The following is a 14,117-nucleotide window of genomic DNA, read 5'->3' as shown; positions in this document are numbered from 1 at the left end:
CGGACTCAAGAAACGGCGGTGGCGGCCGTAGAACGACCCAATGACAACAGGCGCGCCGCGCCCGGCGCCGGCTATCCGCCGGTGCGGGCGCAGGACGCGCGGCATGGCCAGCCATCGCGGGAATGCCGGGACCGACCTTTCCGGCTGCGTGATCAATACGGGGATAGTTCGATGAAAGCAGCATCTTTGCATCCACAGCCAGGTGCGGCGCCCGCCGCCCCCGACGTTGCCGCCGGTCGCGCCGCCCGGCGCCTGCGGGCGGCGCGTCGCGAGCGCCGGCCGTGGACCGTCAAGGCGACGTTGCGCGCCGCATTCGCGATCCTGCTCGCCGGCACGCTGGCGATCGGCATGTTTTCACTGTGGCAGATCAGCCGGCTGAATGCGTCGATCGCGTCGGTCTACGAGCAGGGTCACGTCGCGAGCCGCGCGGCCGAGGAGGTCCGGGCCGAAATGCTGCGCGCGAGCCGTGCCCAGAAGATGCTGCTGACTGCGACCACCGCGAAGGAGCGCGACGAACTGGGCGCCGAGGTGGGCGCGGGGCTCGCGTCGATCGGCCAGGCGCTCGGCACGCTGCAGCGCTACGCGGATCCCGCCGATGCCGACGATTCGGCGCGGCTGCGCGCATTCTCGACGGCGGTCGGCACATGGCGTGCGCACCTGCGCGATTTCGTCGAACTCGTGCGCGCGCAGCCGCTCGACCTGTCGCAGATGAACTGGCAGGTCGGCACGCAGGACGTGTCGCTGCTGGTCGAAACCGGCAAGCTCGAGAAACTCGTCGCCGAACTCGTGAAGACGCGCGGGGCGAATTCGAAGGCGACGCTCGATGCGTCCGCCACCATTTTCTCGTCGTCGTTCGCGATGATCGCGGCGATGACGGTTGCGCTGATCGTGCTCGCGATCGTGATCGCCGAGCGCGTCGTGCGCCGTCTCGCGTCGCAGCTCGGCGGCGAGCCCGCGCACGCGAAGGCGATCGCCGCGGACATCGCGCGCGGCGACCTGACGCGACCCATCGAGCTGGGCCGGCACGACCGCGACAGCATGGTGCGGGCACTGGCCGAGATGCAGACGGGGCTCGCGGCGACGGTCGGCGAGATCGCGGTCAGCGCCGAGGCGATCGCGGCCGCGTCGGGCGAGATCTCCACCGGCAATCTCGATCTGTCGAAACGCACCGAGCAGCAGGCCGTCGCGCTCGAACGCACCGCGGCCAGCATGGAGCAGCTCACGTCGACCGTCCGGCAGAACGCCGAGAACGCGCGGCAGGCGAGCGCGCTCGCGGCCAATGCATCGGCCGTCGCGGAGACGGGTGGGGAAGTCGTCGGGCGGGTGGTGGCGACGATGAGCGAGATCGACGACAGCGCGAAGAACATTCGCGACATCATCGGTACGATCGAGGGGATCGCGTTCCAGACCAACATTCTCGCGTTGAACGCGGCGGTCGAGGCCGCCCGTGCCGGCGAGCAGGGGCGCGGCTTCTCGGTGGTTGCGGGCGAGGTTCGCCTGCTCGCGCAGCGCTCGGCCACCGCGGCGAAGGAGATCCGCGCGTTGATCGGCGCGTCGGTCGAGCGTGTCGCGAACGGTGCGGCGCTCGCGCACGATGCGGGCCGCACGATGGGTGACGTCGTGCGCGCGGTCAAGCGCGTGACCGACATCATCGGTGAAATTTCAGCCGCTTCGGACGAGCAGAGCACCGGGATCGACGAGATCGGCCGCGCGGTCACGCAGATGGACGCCGGCACGCAGCAGAATGCGGCGCTCGTCGAACAGGCGGCTGCCGCCGCGAACGCGCTCGACGAACAGGCGCAGGCGTTGAAGTCGCTGGTCGGGCGTTTTCGCATCGCGGCCTGAGCGCGCCCGGCAGCGGGCCGGCTGGCCGTGACGCGCGCACCGGCGGGTTGCCGGCTGTTCCGGGAAGGACGCGCCCGGGCGTGCCGCGCTTACGACTTCTTCTGCTTGTCGGGATCGATGATGACCGTGCAGGTCGTGCCTGCCGACAGCACCACGTCGGCCGGCACGTCGTCGATCTTGATGCGCACCGGCACGCGCTGCGCGAGGCGCACCCAGTTGAAGGTCGGGTTCACGTCCGCGACGAGGTCGCGGCTCTGCGGGTTGTCGCGATCGTAGATGCCGCGCGAGATGCTTTCGACGTGGCCCTTCATCACGCCGCCGCTCATCAGCCGCATCTCGGCCGGCGCGCCGACCTTCACGCGCGGCAGCTTGGTTTCCTCGAAGTAGCCGTAGACCCAGAACGAGTGGCTGTCGACGATCGCGAGCTTCGCCTGGCCGGCCACCGCGTAGTTGCCCTTGAACGTCTGCAGGTTCGTGATGTAGCCGTCGACCGGCGCGACGACCCGCGTGCGTTCGAGATTGAGCTTCGCGGCATCGAGCGCGGCGACCGCCTGCTGGTACTGCGCATCGGCGCTCGACGCGCTGTGCGCGGCGTTCTCGCGGTTTTCCTTCGACACGACGAGCGCGTCGAGATCCGCGCGGCGGGCCGCGTCGTCACGGCGCATCTGCAGTTCCGCGCGACGGGCGGCGACGGCTGCTTGCGCCTGCTCGACCGCGATCTGGTAGTGCGACGGGTCGATCTGCATGATCAGGTCGCCCTTTTTCACGAGCTGGTTGTCATGCACGGGCAATTCGACGATCGCGCCCGACACGTCCGGCGCGACGTTGACGATCTCGGCGCGCACGCGCCCGTCGCGCGTCCACGGATCGTCCATGTAGTGCACCCACAGCGAGCGCCCGATCAGGATCGCGACGAGAAGAATGACGGCGGTCGCGACGAAGCCGAAGAGTTTTCTGAGAATCATGATGGTTCGGAATCAACGGTAAACGGCAAGACTCAGTCCGCCGCAAATGCAGACGAGAAGGCAGGCCCGGAACAGCGACGGGTGCCAGACGAGACGGTAGAGGCCCGTATAGGCGAGCAGGCGGTCGACGGCCCAGGTCGCGAGCGCGCCGAGGACGAACATCAGCACCACCGTGGGCATGTAGGCATCGAGAATGGCGATTTCACGCGGCATCATGACGAGGCTCCTGGTTGGGGACGCACGGGGCGGTTGCGGTTGAGCGCGGCGAGCGGCGATTCGGGATCGAGCAGTGCCGTGCGCACGAAATGCAGGTGGCTCAGGATGCGCTGCAGCCGGTGACGTTCCTCGCGCGTCGGCGTGAACGCGTCGAGTGTCTGCCGGGTCGCGTCGATCGCATCGTTGACCGCGGCGAGCGTGGCGTCGAAGCGTTCGGCGTCCGGCCGGGTGAACAGCGACGCCAGCGCGGCGCGCATCGTCTCGATCGCGCGCCGCCACGGCGTCGCCGGCGCATAGCGCGGGTCCGGCGGCAGCGTCGCCAGCTCGTGGCGCAGGTCGATGGCCGCGTTGCCGGTCTCGAGCACCGCGAACATCCAGCGCAGCGCGTCGCGCTGCACGTCGGGCTGGTCGGCCGACAGCGTGTGCGCCTGGTACATCAGGTCGCGCGCGCCGCTCTCGAAGCGCGTGCGCAATCCGGCGAGCCGCGCATGACAAGCCGCGACCGCCTGGTGACGCAGGTCGGCGAACAGCCGCTTCTTGAGCCACGGCGCGGTCGGCGGGAACAGCACGGCGAACGCGATCGCCGATACCAGCATCGACAGCAGCAGCGCGAGCGCGTCGTTCATGAAGCTGGTGGGATCGTAGTGCGTGATGCTGTCGGGGCCGGCGAGGAAGCAGAAGAAGATCAGGTAGCCCATTCCGTAGCCCGCGAGCTTCGGCTTCAGCGTCATGTAGATGCCGATCGCGAGTAACGGCGCGAGCGCCGCGCACAGCAGGACGAAGCCGTCGATCCGCGGGTAGATGCCGAACATCAGCAGGAAGCCGGTGCAAACGGCCAGCGCCGTGCCCATCCCCATCTGCGCGGCCATCGCGGTCGGGCGCGGCGCCGACGACGCCAGCGCGCAGGTCGCCGCGGCGTTCAGCACCAGCATCACGCCGCTCGGCCACGCGGTCTCGATCCAGAACCAGCCCAGCGCGAGAATCACCGTCGCGGTGCGAATCCCCGCGATCGTCGCGGCCGTCCGGTTGGTGCGCGGCTCGTAGCGTTCGATCCAGCGTTCACGCTCGTGCGTCGCGGTCGCGAGCGACGCATAGGTCGCCGCGTATTCCTGCAGGTCGGTGATGAAGCGGTACAGCAGTTCGGCGGCCGTGTCGAAGTCGAGCAGCGGGAAGTCGGGCTGCGTCTCGAGTTCCGCGCGCGTCGCGCGGATGCGGCGCGGCAGCGCGTCGCGCCACGCGAGCAGTTGCTCGGCCGAGTGCGCGGCGTCGATCGACGTGCGCACGGGTTCGCCATCGCGCGTGAGTAGCGGCGCGATTTCGCGGAAATACGGTTCGATCGCATCGATCGCGGCCTGCGCACCGGCTGCGTGCAGCCGGTTCATCAACTGATGCAGCGCGTGAAAGCGGCTCGACGCGCTCATGAACTCGCTGTTCAGTCGCGCGAGGCGGCCGCTGCGCATGCGCGTGTCCGGGTTCTCGAACACGGCCATGCTGCGCGCGGCCTCGAAGCCGACCACGTCGGCGACGAAGCGCGTATGGATGGTCTCGATGTGCGCGCGGTCGAGCTGGCCCGACAGCGCCGACGCGACGTAGTCGACGAAGCTGCCGAAGCGCTTGCGCACCGTCGTGCGCATCTGCTCGCCCGTGTACTGCGGAAACACGAGCGCGCTGACGACGCCGGCCGACACGATCCCGATGATGACTTCCGAGACGCGCGTCATCGCGCTCATGAATGCACCGTCAGGGTGTTGCGACGCGGGCAGGCCGATCAACGCGGTCGTATAGCCGGCGAGCAGGAAACCGTAGCTGCGGAAGTTGCGGTTGCGCGCGGCGCCGGCGGTGCACAGCGCGATCCACAGCGCGATGGCCAGCAGGAACAGCTGCGGTTGCTGCGGGAACAGCCCGACGAACGTGAGCGTCGCGATGAGCCCGAAGATCGTGCCGGCGACCCGGTAGAAGCTTTTCGCGAGCACGGCGCCGCTTTGCGGCTGCATCACGATGAAGACGGTCGTCATCGCCGTCTTCGGTGCCGGCAGGTCGAGCCGCATCGACACGCCGAGCGCGATGAAGGTCGCGAGCAGCGCCTTGAACAGGTAGAGCCACGCGGCGCCGTCGGTGCGGGCCCAGTCGCCGAACGCGGCGCTCCAGGCAGAGAACGGACCGCCGGCGGGCGTGGAAGCGGGGGAGAGGGTTGACATGGCGTCGCTCCGCGTTACCGTGCGGCCGGCACGCCGGACGCACCGGCGGCGGCCACCTGCGCGGGCCGGGCGGCTGCGGCCACGGGCTTGGCACCCGGCGCGGCGGCAGGCGCGGCTGCGCCCGCGGCGGATTCGTCATGCGCCGGATGGCCGCCCTGCTGGTCCGTGCCCGTCTCGACGCCGCCGCCGAGCGCGGCCATCAACTGAGCGTGTGCGGCGAGGCGTTCCGCATCGATGCGGGCGGCCGTCTCCTGCGCGCGCAGCAACTGCTGCTGCGCGACCAGCACGTTCACGTAGTCGGTCAGCCCGCGGCGGAACCCTTCGCGCGACAGCTGATAGCTGCGGTCGTTGGCGGCCACCGAGCGTGCGGCGTCCTTCTTCTGCGCATCGAGCGAACGAATCCGCACGACCTGGTCGGCGATATCCTTGAGCGCGCCGACGATCGTCTGGTTGTAGCGCTCGACCGCCTGGTCATAGCCGGCGTTGGCCGCGCCGAGCTGCGCGCGCAGCCGGCCGCCTTCGAAGATCGGCAGCGACAGCGCGGGGCCGGCCGTCCAGCCGCCGTTCATCGCGCGCAGGAAGTCGGCAAACGGCGCGGTCACGCCGAAGCCGCCGACCGTCGCGAGCAGGTCGATGTTCGGGTAGAACGACGCCTTCGCGACGTCGATGCCGCGCGCCTGCGCGTCGACTGTCCAGCGCGCCGCGACGACGTCGGGGCGGCGGCCGAGGAGGTCGGCCGGCATCGCCGACGGCAGGCCGGCAGGCGCGTCGAGCGACAGCTGCGGCCGCTTGATCGCGTCGCCCGCGCCCGGGCCCTTGCCGGCCAGCGCGGCAAGCTGGTGCCGCGCGAGCTGGATCGCTTCCTCGTAGCTGTCGATCTGGCGCTCATAGTCGGGCAGTGTCGATTCCGCCTGGCTCACCTCGAGCTGCGTGCCGAGGCCGGCCTGCAGCCGCTTGCGCGCGAGATCGGCGAGCGAGTGCTGGCGTTCGAACGTCTGGTGCGCGAGATCGAGCAGCGCATAGTTCATCGACATCTGGACATACGCGCGCACGACGTTGACCTCGAGCTCGAGCTTTGCCGCACGCGCATCGGCGGCGCTCGCATGCGCCGTGTCGAGCGCGCGCTCGGTCGCGTTCTTGTCCTTGCCCCACAGGTCGAGGTGGTACGACAGGCCGAGCGTGCCGGTGTTGTTCCAGGTATCGGCGTTCGCGAGCGGCCCCGGGCCGTAGTACACGTTGTCCGGCCAGTGCTCGCGCATCAGCGAGAGGCTGCCGTTGATCTGCGGCAATTCGGCCGAGCGGGCCACGCGCGCCATCGCCTGCGCTTCGCGCACCCGGGCCTCGGCGGCCGCGAGCGTCGGGTTGCCGGCCTGGGCGGCAGCAATCCAGGCGTCGAGCTGCGGATCGCGGTAGGCGCGCCACCAGTCGGCCGAGGGCCAGCCCGCGTCACGGTCGGCCGCACGGATCGCGGCGCCGGCGTCGAGCGCGTTCGCCTCGATGCGGGCTGACTGCGGCTTGTTGTCGCCCATGCTCGCGCATCCGGCCATTATTAATGAGACTGCAAGAACCGCCAGTGCAAGCGTCCCTTTTGTTGCCGGAGACTGCACGATTTTCTCCCTTTCGGATATAGATAAGTCGGATGCGATTATATTTTTCAGTGATTCCTGAATAAATGGACAAGGGTGCAAGTCATTTTTACGAATCCTGAGACAATACTTGTTCGCCTCTGTGCAACAATCCGTCCGGATTCAAATGGGCAATGGGATGGATACGTTACAAAACATGCGGGTATTCGTCCGCGTGGTCGACGCGGGAAGCTTTACCGCGGCCGCCCAGCAGATGAATTCGACCACCGCCTACGCGTCGCGCGCGGTTTCCGATCTCGAGGCGCACCTGCGCACGCGCCTCCTGAACCGCACGACGCGCCGGATCGCGCTGACCGAAGCCGGCGAGCGCTACCTGCAGCGCTGCGAGCAGATCCTCGCGTATGTCGACCAGGCCGAAGCCGAGGCGGGCGACGCGCATGCGCGCCCGTCGGGCAAGCTGAAGGTTCATTGCTTCACGAGCCTCGGCCAGCACTACCTGGTGCCGGCCATCGCGCGCTATCGCGAGCGCTACCCGGACGTGCAAGTCGAGCTGACGCTTGCGCAACGGATGCCTGACCTGCTCGACGAGGGGTATGACGTCGCGATCGTCGTCGGCCGCGACCTGCCGGATTCGGGGCTCGTGTCGCAGCGGCTCGGCGAGAGCTACAGCGTGGTGTGCGCGTCGCGCGGCTATGTCGAGGCCCATGGCGTGCCGCAGCGGCCGGCGGATCTCGCGCAGCACGTCTGCCTCGGGATGGTCGCGCCGGGCTTCCAGTTCGACGAATGGGCGCTGGCGGGGCCGAACGGCGACGAGGTCGTCCCGATCACGGCGCCGCCATTTCGCGTCAACGTCGCCGAGGCGCTCGCGGTGGCCGTGCGGGAAGGGATGGGGATCGGCGGTCTGCCGCTCTATTCGGCGATCGGCTGGTTGCGCAGCGGGCACATCGTGCGCGTGATGCCCGAATACCGGTCGCACGTGATGAACATCTACGCGCTGTATCCGTCGCGCCAGTACCTCGACGCGAAAATTCGCACCTGGGTCGATTTCCTGCGCGACGAACTGCCTGCTACGCTCGCAGCCGACGAAGCCGCGCTCGAGCAGTACACGCGTGCGGCATGACAGCGCGGTTGACTGCGATCTGACGAGATTTGTCCTTCACGCAACATTTTTTTACGAACGCGTGTCAGACAGTTTGATACTGTGGGAATTAACGAGATACGCAACCCCGGAGTAGCAATGGATACGCACCTGATGATCGGCCTTGGAGTCCTGCTGGGCGCGGCCGCGGCCGCCGCGGCGACCCGCGACCTGCTGCGCGCGATGAAGGCGAAGGCGCAGATGAAGCCGGTGCCGGTGCGGGTGCGCGAGCAACGTCGCCCCGGCCGCTGATCCCGCTGTCACGTTCCGGGTCGAACAAGGCCGCGCAACGCGGCCGGGCGGGCCGGCATTCAGCCGAGCTCGACGACCTTGTCCCACGCGAACGCGGTATTTTCCCGTTCGCCGGTACGCCGGTGGATGTAGCCGCGCGGGTTGCACACCACGCGTGTGCCGCCGTCCGCCACATAGTCGAATGACGTATGCGTGTGGCCGTGGAGCCACAGATTGACCGGCGGCTGCACGAGTGCCGCCATGTCAGTCACGAATCCCGCCGACGCAAGATCTTCCGCATAGCGCTCCGCCAGCGAGCGCCGGTGCGGCGCGTGGTGGGTCACGACGATCGTCTGGCCCGCGAACGGCGTCGCGAGCTGTGCTTCGAGCCACGCGCGGCTGCGTCGATGCAGCGCGATGGCGTCGGCCGGCGAGAAATCCCGTTCCGGCGTGCCCGGCACCGTATGCAGCGCCGCGTCGTGCGGCCAGGTCACCTGGATCAATCCCTTGAAATCGAGCATCACGCGCAGCCCGGCCTCGATCGATCGGGCCAGGCTGGCTTCGTCGGCGCCGAACAGCGAAAAATCGCTCCAGAGCGTCGTGCCGAGCACGCGAAAACGCTGCCCGGGATCGACGTAGACGTCGTTGTTCAGGTAATGCACGTTGTCGAGCGCCTGCGCCGCATCGCGCATCGCCGCCTCCAGCGCGCCGAATTCCCCGTCGTAGTACTCGTGGTTGCCCGGCACGTAGATCACCGGCACCGCGGGATCGAACGTTTCGGCGGCCCAGCGCAGGCCTTCCGCGTGGTTGTGGATGTCGCCGGCCAGCACGACGAGATCCGCGTCGGCATGCGGGATCGCGTCGGGCAGGTTGCTTTCGAGATGCAGGTCGGACAGGACGCGGACTTTCACGGACGTGGCTCCGGAGTGGGTGGCTTCAGCGCAGGACCTTGCCGGGATTCATCAGGCCGCGCGGATCGAGCGCGGTCTTCAGCGTGCGCATCAGCGTCGTTTCCACCGGCGACTTGTAACGCTGCGCGTCGTCGATTTTCAACTGGCCGATGCCGTGCTCCGCGCTGATCGTGCCGCGGTGGCGGTGCACGTTGTCGTAGACGATCCGGTTGATCGGCGCCTGGAATGCGGCCAGGAACGCTTTCGGGTCGCCGCCTTCGGGCATCTGCACGTTGTAGTGGAGATTGCCGTCGCCGAGGTGGCCGAACGTGACCATCCGCGCGCCCGGCGCGGCTTGCTGGATCGCCGCGTCGGTCTCGTCGATGAAGCGCGCGATCGACGAGATCGGCACCGCGATGTCGTGCTTGATGTTGAGCCCCTCGTCGGCCTGCGCGAGCGGGATGTGTTCGCGCAGGTTCCAGAACGCGCGCGACTGCGCGAGATTTTCCGCGACCACCGCGTCGACCACGAGCCCCGCCTCGAACGCTTCCTCCATCAGTTTCTCGAACAGCGCGCGCGCATGCGCTTCGCTTTCGTTGTCGGACAGTTCGAGCAGCACGGTCTGCGCATGCGTCTGCGCGAACGGGTAGCGCAGTTGCGGGTAGTGCTTGCCGACGAGCTGCATGCAGAAGTCCGACATCAGCTCGAAGCCGGTCAGCAGCGGCCCGGCCGCGCGCTGCGCGAGCGCGAGGAAATCGAGCGCCGCGTGCGGCGAATCGAGCGCGGCGAGTGCCGTGACCTGCGCGGCAGGCAGCGGATGCAGCTTCATCACGGCCGCCGTGATGATCCCGAGCGTGCCTTCCGCGCCGATGAACAGGTCGCGCAGGTCGTAGCCGGTGTTGTCCTTGCGCAGTCCGCGCAGGCCGTCCCAGATTTCACCCTGGGGCGTCACGACCTCGAGCCCCAGGCACAGCTCGCGCGCGTTGCCGTAGCGCAGCACCGCGGTGCCGCCGGCATTGGTCGACAGGTTGCCGCCGATCGTGCAACTGCCTTCCGCCGCCAGGCTCAGCGCGAACAGCCGGCCGCCTTCGCGGGCGCGCGCCTGCACGTCGGCGAGGATCACGCCGGCTTCGACGGTGATCGTGTTGTTGTGCGGATCGAGCGCACGCACGCGGTTCAGCCGCGCGACGCTCAGCACGGCCTGGCTGCCGCTCGCGTCGGGCGTGGCGCCGCCGGCCAGGCCCGTATTGCCGCCTTGCGGCACGAGTGCGATGCCGTGTGCATTGGCCAGCTTGACGAGCGCGGCGACTTCGGCGGTGTTCGCGGGCTTCAGCACCGCGCACGCGGCACCCTTGTAGCGGCGGCGCCAGTCGGTCAGGAACGGTTCGGTATCGTGCGGGTCGGTCAGCACATGATCGGCGCCGATCGCGTCGCGGCACGCGGAAACGAAAGCTTCGGAGGACATCTTCACCTTGTCGCGTAAGGGTCAGGACGCAGCGCGCGACTTTTTCGCCGCGCGCTTGAACGGCGCGACGTACGCCAGCGCCGCCACGAAGAAGACGACGGCAAGCGCGGTCTCGCACCAGCCGAGCGTCGCGGACAGTCCGCGATCGGACATGCCGCGCACGACGCCTTCGGCGAAATAGACGAGTATCAGCATGCTCGCCCACTGCATCGTATAGATGTTACGCCGCCAGACGCCCGGCAGCGCGAGCGCGAGCGGGATGGCCTTGAGCATCAGCGCGGAGCCGCCCGGGCGCAGCGGCGCGAGCCACAGCTCCCACGCGAGCGACAGCGCGATCAGCGCGACGAGGCACGCGGTGGCGACCCGCGCTGATCGCGGCCGGGCCGCGACGGCGGGGCGGGCGGGGGCGTTCATGAGGCCTCGGCGCTGGAGAGGGCGGCCGCCGCGCGCGCGAGCCGCACGCCGAGCGCAGCCGCGAGCGCCTTTTCGTCGGCCGATAGCCCGGCGGCTGCCGAGCGATCGTGCTGCGCGACGTGCGACGCGCCGTACGGCGTGCCGCCGGTGCGCGTCGTGGTGAGCGCGGATTCCGTGTACGGGATCCCGACGATCATCATCCCGTGATGGAGCAGCGGCAGCATCATCGACAGCAACGTCGATTCCTGGCCGCCGTGCAGGCTGCCCGTCGACGTGAACACGCTGGCCGGCTTGCCGGTCAGCGCGCCCGACAGCCATTGCGGTGTGGTGCCGTCGAGGAAATACTTGAGCGAGGCGGCCATGTTGCCGAAACGGGTCGGCGAGCCGAGCGCGAGGCCCGCGCATTCCTCGAGATCCCGCAGTTCCGCGTATGGCGGGCCGTCGGCGGGGATGTCGGGGGCGGTGGCTTCGCAGACGGCCGACACGGGCGGCACGGTGCGGATGCGGGCCTGCATGCCTGGCACGCTGTCGATGCCGTTCGCGATCGCGAGCGCGAGATCGCGCGTGGCGCCGTGACGGCTGTAATAGAGGACGAGAATGTCTTTCATGGGCGACGGAGCCGCGTGCGGCCGCGCGCGCGCCCGGTGCAGTCGGCCCCTGCTGGAATCGAGCGGCTATTATAGGGGCTGAAGCCGTCGCGCAGCGCGGCGGCGGCGCGCCGTCGGGCGCGCGGAATCAGGAAGGAGAAGCCGTTTGCCGAAGTTGAGCGTCGATCTCGACACCATCAAGCGCCTGGCGCAGTTCGCGGCCCGGCGCAGCGCCGAGGATCGCATCCCGCAAGTGGCGGGCAGTCTGACGTTTACGACGATGCTGGCGCTCGTGCCGCTCGTGACGGTCGCGTTCGCGCTGTTCACCGCTTTCCCGATGTTCTCGTCGTTCCAGATCTCGCTGCAGGGGTTCCTCGCGGATCACCTGATGCCTGCGCAGTTCAACATCCAGATCTTCAAGTACCTGAATCAGTTCGCGTCGAAGGCGAAGGGGCTGACGACGGCCGGCCTGATCGTGCTCGTCGTCACGTCGGTGATGACGATGATGACGATCGAGTCGGCCTTCAACCTGATCTGGCGCGTGCGCAAGCCGCGGCCGTTCGCGCAGCGCGTGCTCGCGTATTGGGCGCTGATTACGCTCGGCCCGCTGCTGTTTGGCGTGAGCCTGTCGATCTCGTCGTACCTGTTCACGCAGTCGCTGGCGTTTACGGGGGCGGCGCCGTCGACGTCGATCGTCGAATGGCTGCTCGCGCTCGTGTCGCTGCCGTTGACGGTGCTCGCGTTCACGCTGCTGTACGTGTACCTGCCGAACTGCACGGTTGCATGGCGCGACGCGGTGATCGGCGGGCTGTTCGCCGCCGTCGCGTTCGAGCTCGCGAAGCGCGGCTTCGGCTACTACGTGCGGCGCATTCCGACCTATACGGCCGTCTATGGCGCGTTCGCGGCGTTGCCCGTGTTCCTGTTATGGGTGTACCTGAGCTGGTTCATCGCGCTGCTCGGCGCGATGGTGGCCTCTGCGCTGCCGGCGATCCGCGTCGGCCAGTTCCACCGTATCCACTATCCGGGCAGCGATCTGCTTGACGCGCTGGAAATGCTCGCGCGGCTGGCCGACGCGCGCACGGCCGGCAAGCGCGGCTACACGGCGATGCGGCTCGCGACCCTGCTGCGCTGCGACATGGAAACCGCGCAGCGCCTGCTGACGACGATGGAGGAGCGCGAATGGATTGCGCGGCTCGACGGCGGCGGTGAGGCCACGCCGCGCTACATCCTGCTCGCGAACCCCGAGCAGCTGACGCTTGCGCAACTGTTCGACGTGCTGGTGATCGACCGCACGGAGCTTACCTACCAGCTGCAGCGGCGCCGCAGCCACGTCGATGGCGCCGCGCTGCTCGCGGTGCTGTCGAGCGACCGGTTCGACGTGTCGCTCGCGTCGCTGATCGCCGCGCACCGGCTTGCGGGCGCGCAGCCAGCGGCAAGCCCGGGGCAGGCGCCGGGCACCGTGTCCGACCCGCATGCGCGGCCGCCGCGGCCGGCGTGAGCGGGGCGCTCGGCAGTTACAGCGGGATCTTGCCGGTGCAGATGTCCTTGAACATCACCCAGTCGCCCATCAGGCTGTAGATCGGGTGCCGGAACGTGGCCGGGCGGTTCTTCTCGAAGAAGAAGTGTCCGATCCACGCGAACCCGTAGCCGCACACGATGGCGGCCGGCAGCCACAGCCAGTTGCCGGTCGCGATCGCCATCGCGACGCAGCCGATCACGCCGAGCGAGCCGATGAAGTGCAGCCGCCGCGACGTCAGGTTCTGGTGTTCGTTCAGGTAATACGGGTAGAAATCGGCGAAGCTGGCGAATTGCTCCGAATGGGTATGCGCCATGGACGTCTCCTCTGGCCGCTGTTCATGGGGCCATTGTGCTGCCGGCGGACCGCTTCCGCAAGCGGGTCACGGCCCGCCGCGCGGGCCCGAGCTTTCCTTTTGACAGGCTTTCCGATAGGATCGAAAGAGGTTTTGCATTCAAGCATGAGGGGACTACGATGCGCGTTAGCGATATTCTGAAAGTGAAGGGCAACACGCTGTTTACGGTGACGCCCGATAAGCCGCTGCGCGAAGCGGTCGATACGATGGCCGAGCACGACATCGGTTCGCTCGTCGTGATGGAGTACGGCGATCTCGTCGGGATGCTGACGTTCCGCGAGATCATCCTGCGCCTGCACGTGAATGGCGGCGCGATCGGCGACGTGCAGGTGCGCAAGGTGATGGACGAGCCGCTCACGTGCACGCCGGAAACGGACGTCAACGAAGTGCGCCGGATGATGCTCGAGCGCCATGCGCGCTACATGCCGGTGCTCGACAAGAAGGTGCTGATGGGCGTCATTTCGTTCTACGACGTCGCAAAGACGGTCGTCGAGGCGCAGAGCTTCGAGAACCGGATGCTGAAGGCGTACATCCGCGACTGGCCGGAGTCGGAAGCCGAAGCGCACAAGCCGTGAACCGCGCCGCGCCCTGCGCCCTGACGCGCGGGCGTCGCCATCCGGCACGCGGCGGCGCAGGTTGGTCCTGCGCCGCCGTTTTTTCAACGACAACACGACAAGGCCCGCGCAGCTTCGCCAAGACGACGCGCGCGTA

14 protein-coding genes are annotated in these 14,117 nt (G+C 68.4%); 5 read left to right on the top strand and 9 right to left on the bottom strand.

From position 1 onward, the window contains the following. The first annotated feature begins 171 nt into the window (after positions 1–171). Positions 172–1,845 carry a methyl-accepting chemotaxis protein gene (locus HWX36_RS15840; RefSeq protein WP_175952984.1) on the top strand — a complete coding sequence of 558 codons (1,674 nt, stop codon included), beginning with the start codon at positions 172–174 and terminating at the stop codon, positions 1,843–1,845. Positions 1,846–1,934: 89 nt separating this feature from the next. On the opposite strand, the gene HWX36_RS15835 is transcribed toward HWX36_RS15840, so the two are convergent. From HWX36_RS15835 to HWX36_RS15820, 4 genes are read right to left on the bottom strand one after another with little or no spacing between them, the layout of a single operon-like run. After that, complete coding sequence (locus HWX36_RS15835) at positions 1,935–2,810, bottom strand: HlyD family secretion protein (protein WP_175952983.1); 876 nt, start codon at positions 2,808–2,810, stop codon at positions 1,935–1,937. A 12-nt stretch (positions 2,811–2,822) separates the two neighbouring features. Next, positions 2,823–3,026 carry a DUF1656 domain-containing protein gene (locus HWX36_RS15830; RefSeq protein WP_011351756.1) on the bottom strand — a complete coding sequence of 68 codons (204 nt, stop codon included), beginning with the start codon at positions 3,024–3,026 and terminating at the stop codon, positions 2,823–2,825. After that, the gene (locus HWX36_RS15825; RefSeq protein ID WP_175952982.1) at positions 3,023–5,224 is read right to left on the bottom strand and encodes an FUSC family protein; all 2,202 of its coding nucleotides are present in this window, start codon (positions 5,222–5,224) and stop codon (positions 3,023–3,025) included. Before HWX36_RS15825 ends, HWX36_RS15830 begins: the two co-directional genes overlap by 4 nt. 14 nt (positions 5,225–5,238) lie before the next feature. After that, on the bottom strand, positions 5,239–6,831 hold the full coding sequence (locus HWX36_RS15820) for an efflux transporter outer membrane subunit (RefSeq protein ID WP_175952981.1): 1,593 nt from the start codon (positions 6,829–6,831) through the stop codon (positions 5,239–5,241). 157 nt (positions 6,832–6,988) lie between these two features. Here HWX36_RS15820 and HWX36_RS15815 point away from each other — a divergent pair, with 157 nt between their 5' ends. Together HWX36_RS15815 and HWX36_RS15810 are read left to right on the top strand one after the other, a co-directional pair. Further along, on the top strand, positions 6,989–7,930 hold the full coding sequence (locus HWX36_RS15815) for a LysR family transcriptional regulator (protein WP_175952980.1): 942 nt from the start codon (positions 6,989–6,991) through the stop codon (positions 7,928–7,930). Positions 7,931–8,047: 117 nt separating this feature from the next. Then, on the top strand, positions 8,048–8,200 hold the full coding sequence (locus tag HWX36_RS15810; RefSeq protein WP_163008969.1) for a hypothetical protein: 153 nt from the start codon (positions 8,048–8,050) through the stop codon (positions 8,198–8,200). A 59-nt stretch (positions 8,201–8,259) separates the two neighbouring features. Here the strand turns inward: HWX36_RS15810 and HWX36_RS15805 are convergent, their stop codons facing one another. From HWX36_RS15805 to wrbA, 4 genes are read right to left on the bottom strand one after another with little or no spacing between them, the layout of a single operon-like run. Further along, positions 8,260–9,090, bottom strand: coding sequence for a metallophosphoesterase (locus HWX36_RS15805; protein WP_175952979.1), 831 nt, complete (start codon positions 9,088–9,090; stop codon positions 8,260–8,262). A gap of 25 nt (positions 9,091–9,115) precedes the next feature. Continuing rightward, the gene (locus HWX36_RS15800) at positions 9,116–10,534 is read right to left on the bottom strand and encodes an FAD-binding oxidoreductase (RefSeq protein ID WP_175952978.1); all 1,419 of its coding nucleotides are present in this window, start codon (positions 10,532–10,534) and stop codon (positions 9,116–9,118) included. Positions 10,535–10,555: 21 nt separating this feature from the next. Further along, complete coding sequence (locus HWX36_RS15795) at positions 10,556–10,948, bottom strand: DUF2069 domain-containing protein (protein WP_175952977.1); 393 nt, start codon at positions 10,946–10,948, stop codon at positions 10,556–10,558. Next, a complete protein-coding gene (gene wrbA / locus HWX36_RS15790; protein ID WP_175952976.1) occupies positions 10,945–11,556 on the bottom strand; it encodes an NAD(P)H:quinone oxidoreductase in 612 nt (203 codons plus the stop codon). The genes HWX36_RS15795 and wrbA overlap by 4 nt, the downstream gene beginning before the upstream one ends. A 145-nt stretch (positions 11,557–11,701) precedes the next feature. On the opposite strand from wrbA, the gene HWX36_RS15785 reads away from it, so the two are divergent. Beyond that, positions 11,702–13,033, top strand: a complete 1,332-nt coding sequence (locus tag HWX36_RS15785; protein ID WP_175952975.1) for a YihY family inner membrane protein — start codon at positions 11,702–11,704, stop codon at positions 13,031–13,033. Between the two features lie 16 nt (positions 13,034–13,049). Here HWX36_RS15785 and HWX36_RS15780 read toward each other — a convergent pair whose 3' ends face one another. Then, positions 13,050–13,367: an Mpo1-like protein gene (locus HWX36_RS15780; protein ID WP_175952974.1), complete on the bottom strand. Its 318-nt coding sequence runs from the start codon at positions 13,365–13,367 to the stop codon at positions 13,050–13,052. 158 nt (positions 13,368–13,525) lie between these two features. Between HWX36_RS15780 and HWX36_RS15775 the strand changes: the two genes are divergently transcribed. After that, entirely contained in the window at positions 13,526–13,981 is a 456-nt protein-coding gene (locus tag HWX36_RS15775; RefSeq protein WP_006488504.1) for a CBS domain-containing protein, read from the top strand. The last annotated feature ends 136 nt before the right edge of the window (positions 13,982–14,117 follow it).

It is taken from the genome of Burkholderia sp. BCC0405, assembly GCF_902833075.1.
Taxonomy (GTDB): domain Bacteria; phylum Pseudomonadota; class Gammaproteobacteria; order Burkholderiales; family Burkholderiaceae; genus Burkholderia.
Note: the sequence above shows the minus strand (reverse complement) of the source record. Positions and strands in the feature narration are given on the sequence as shown.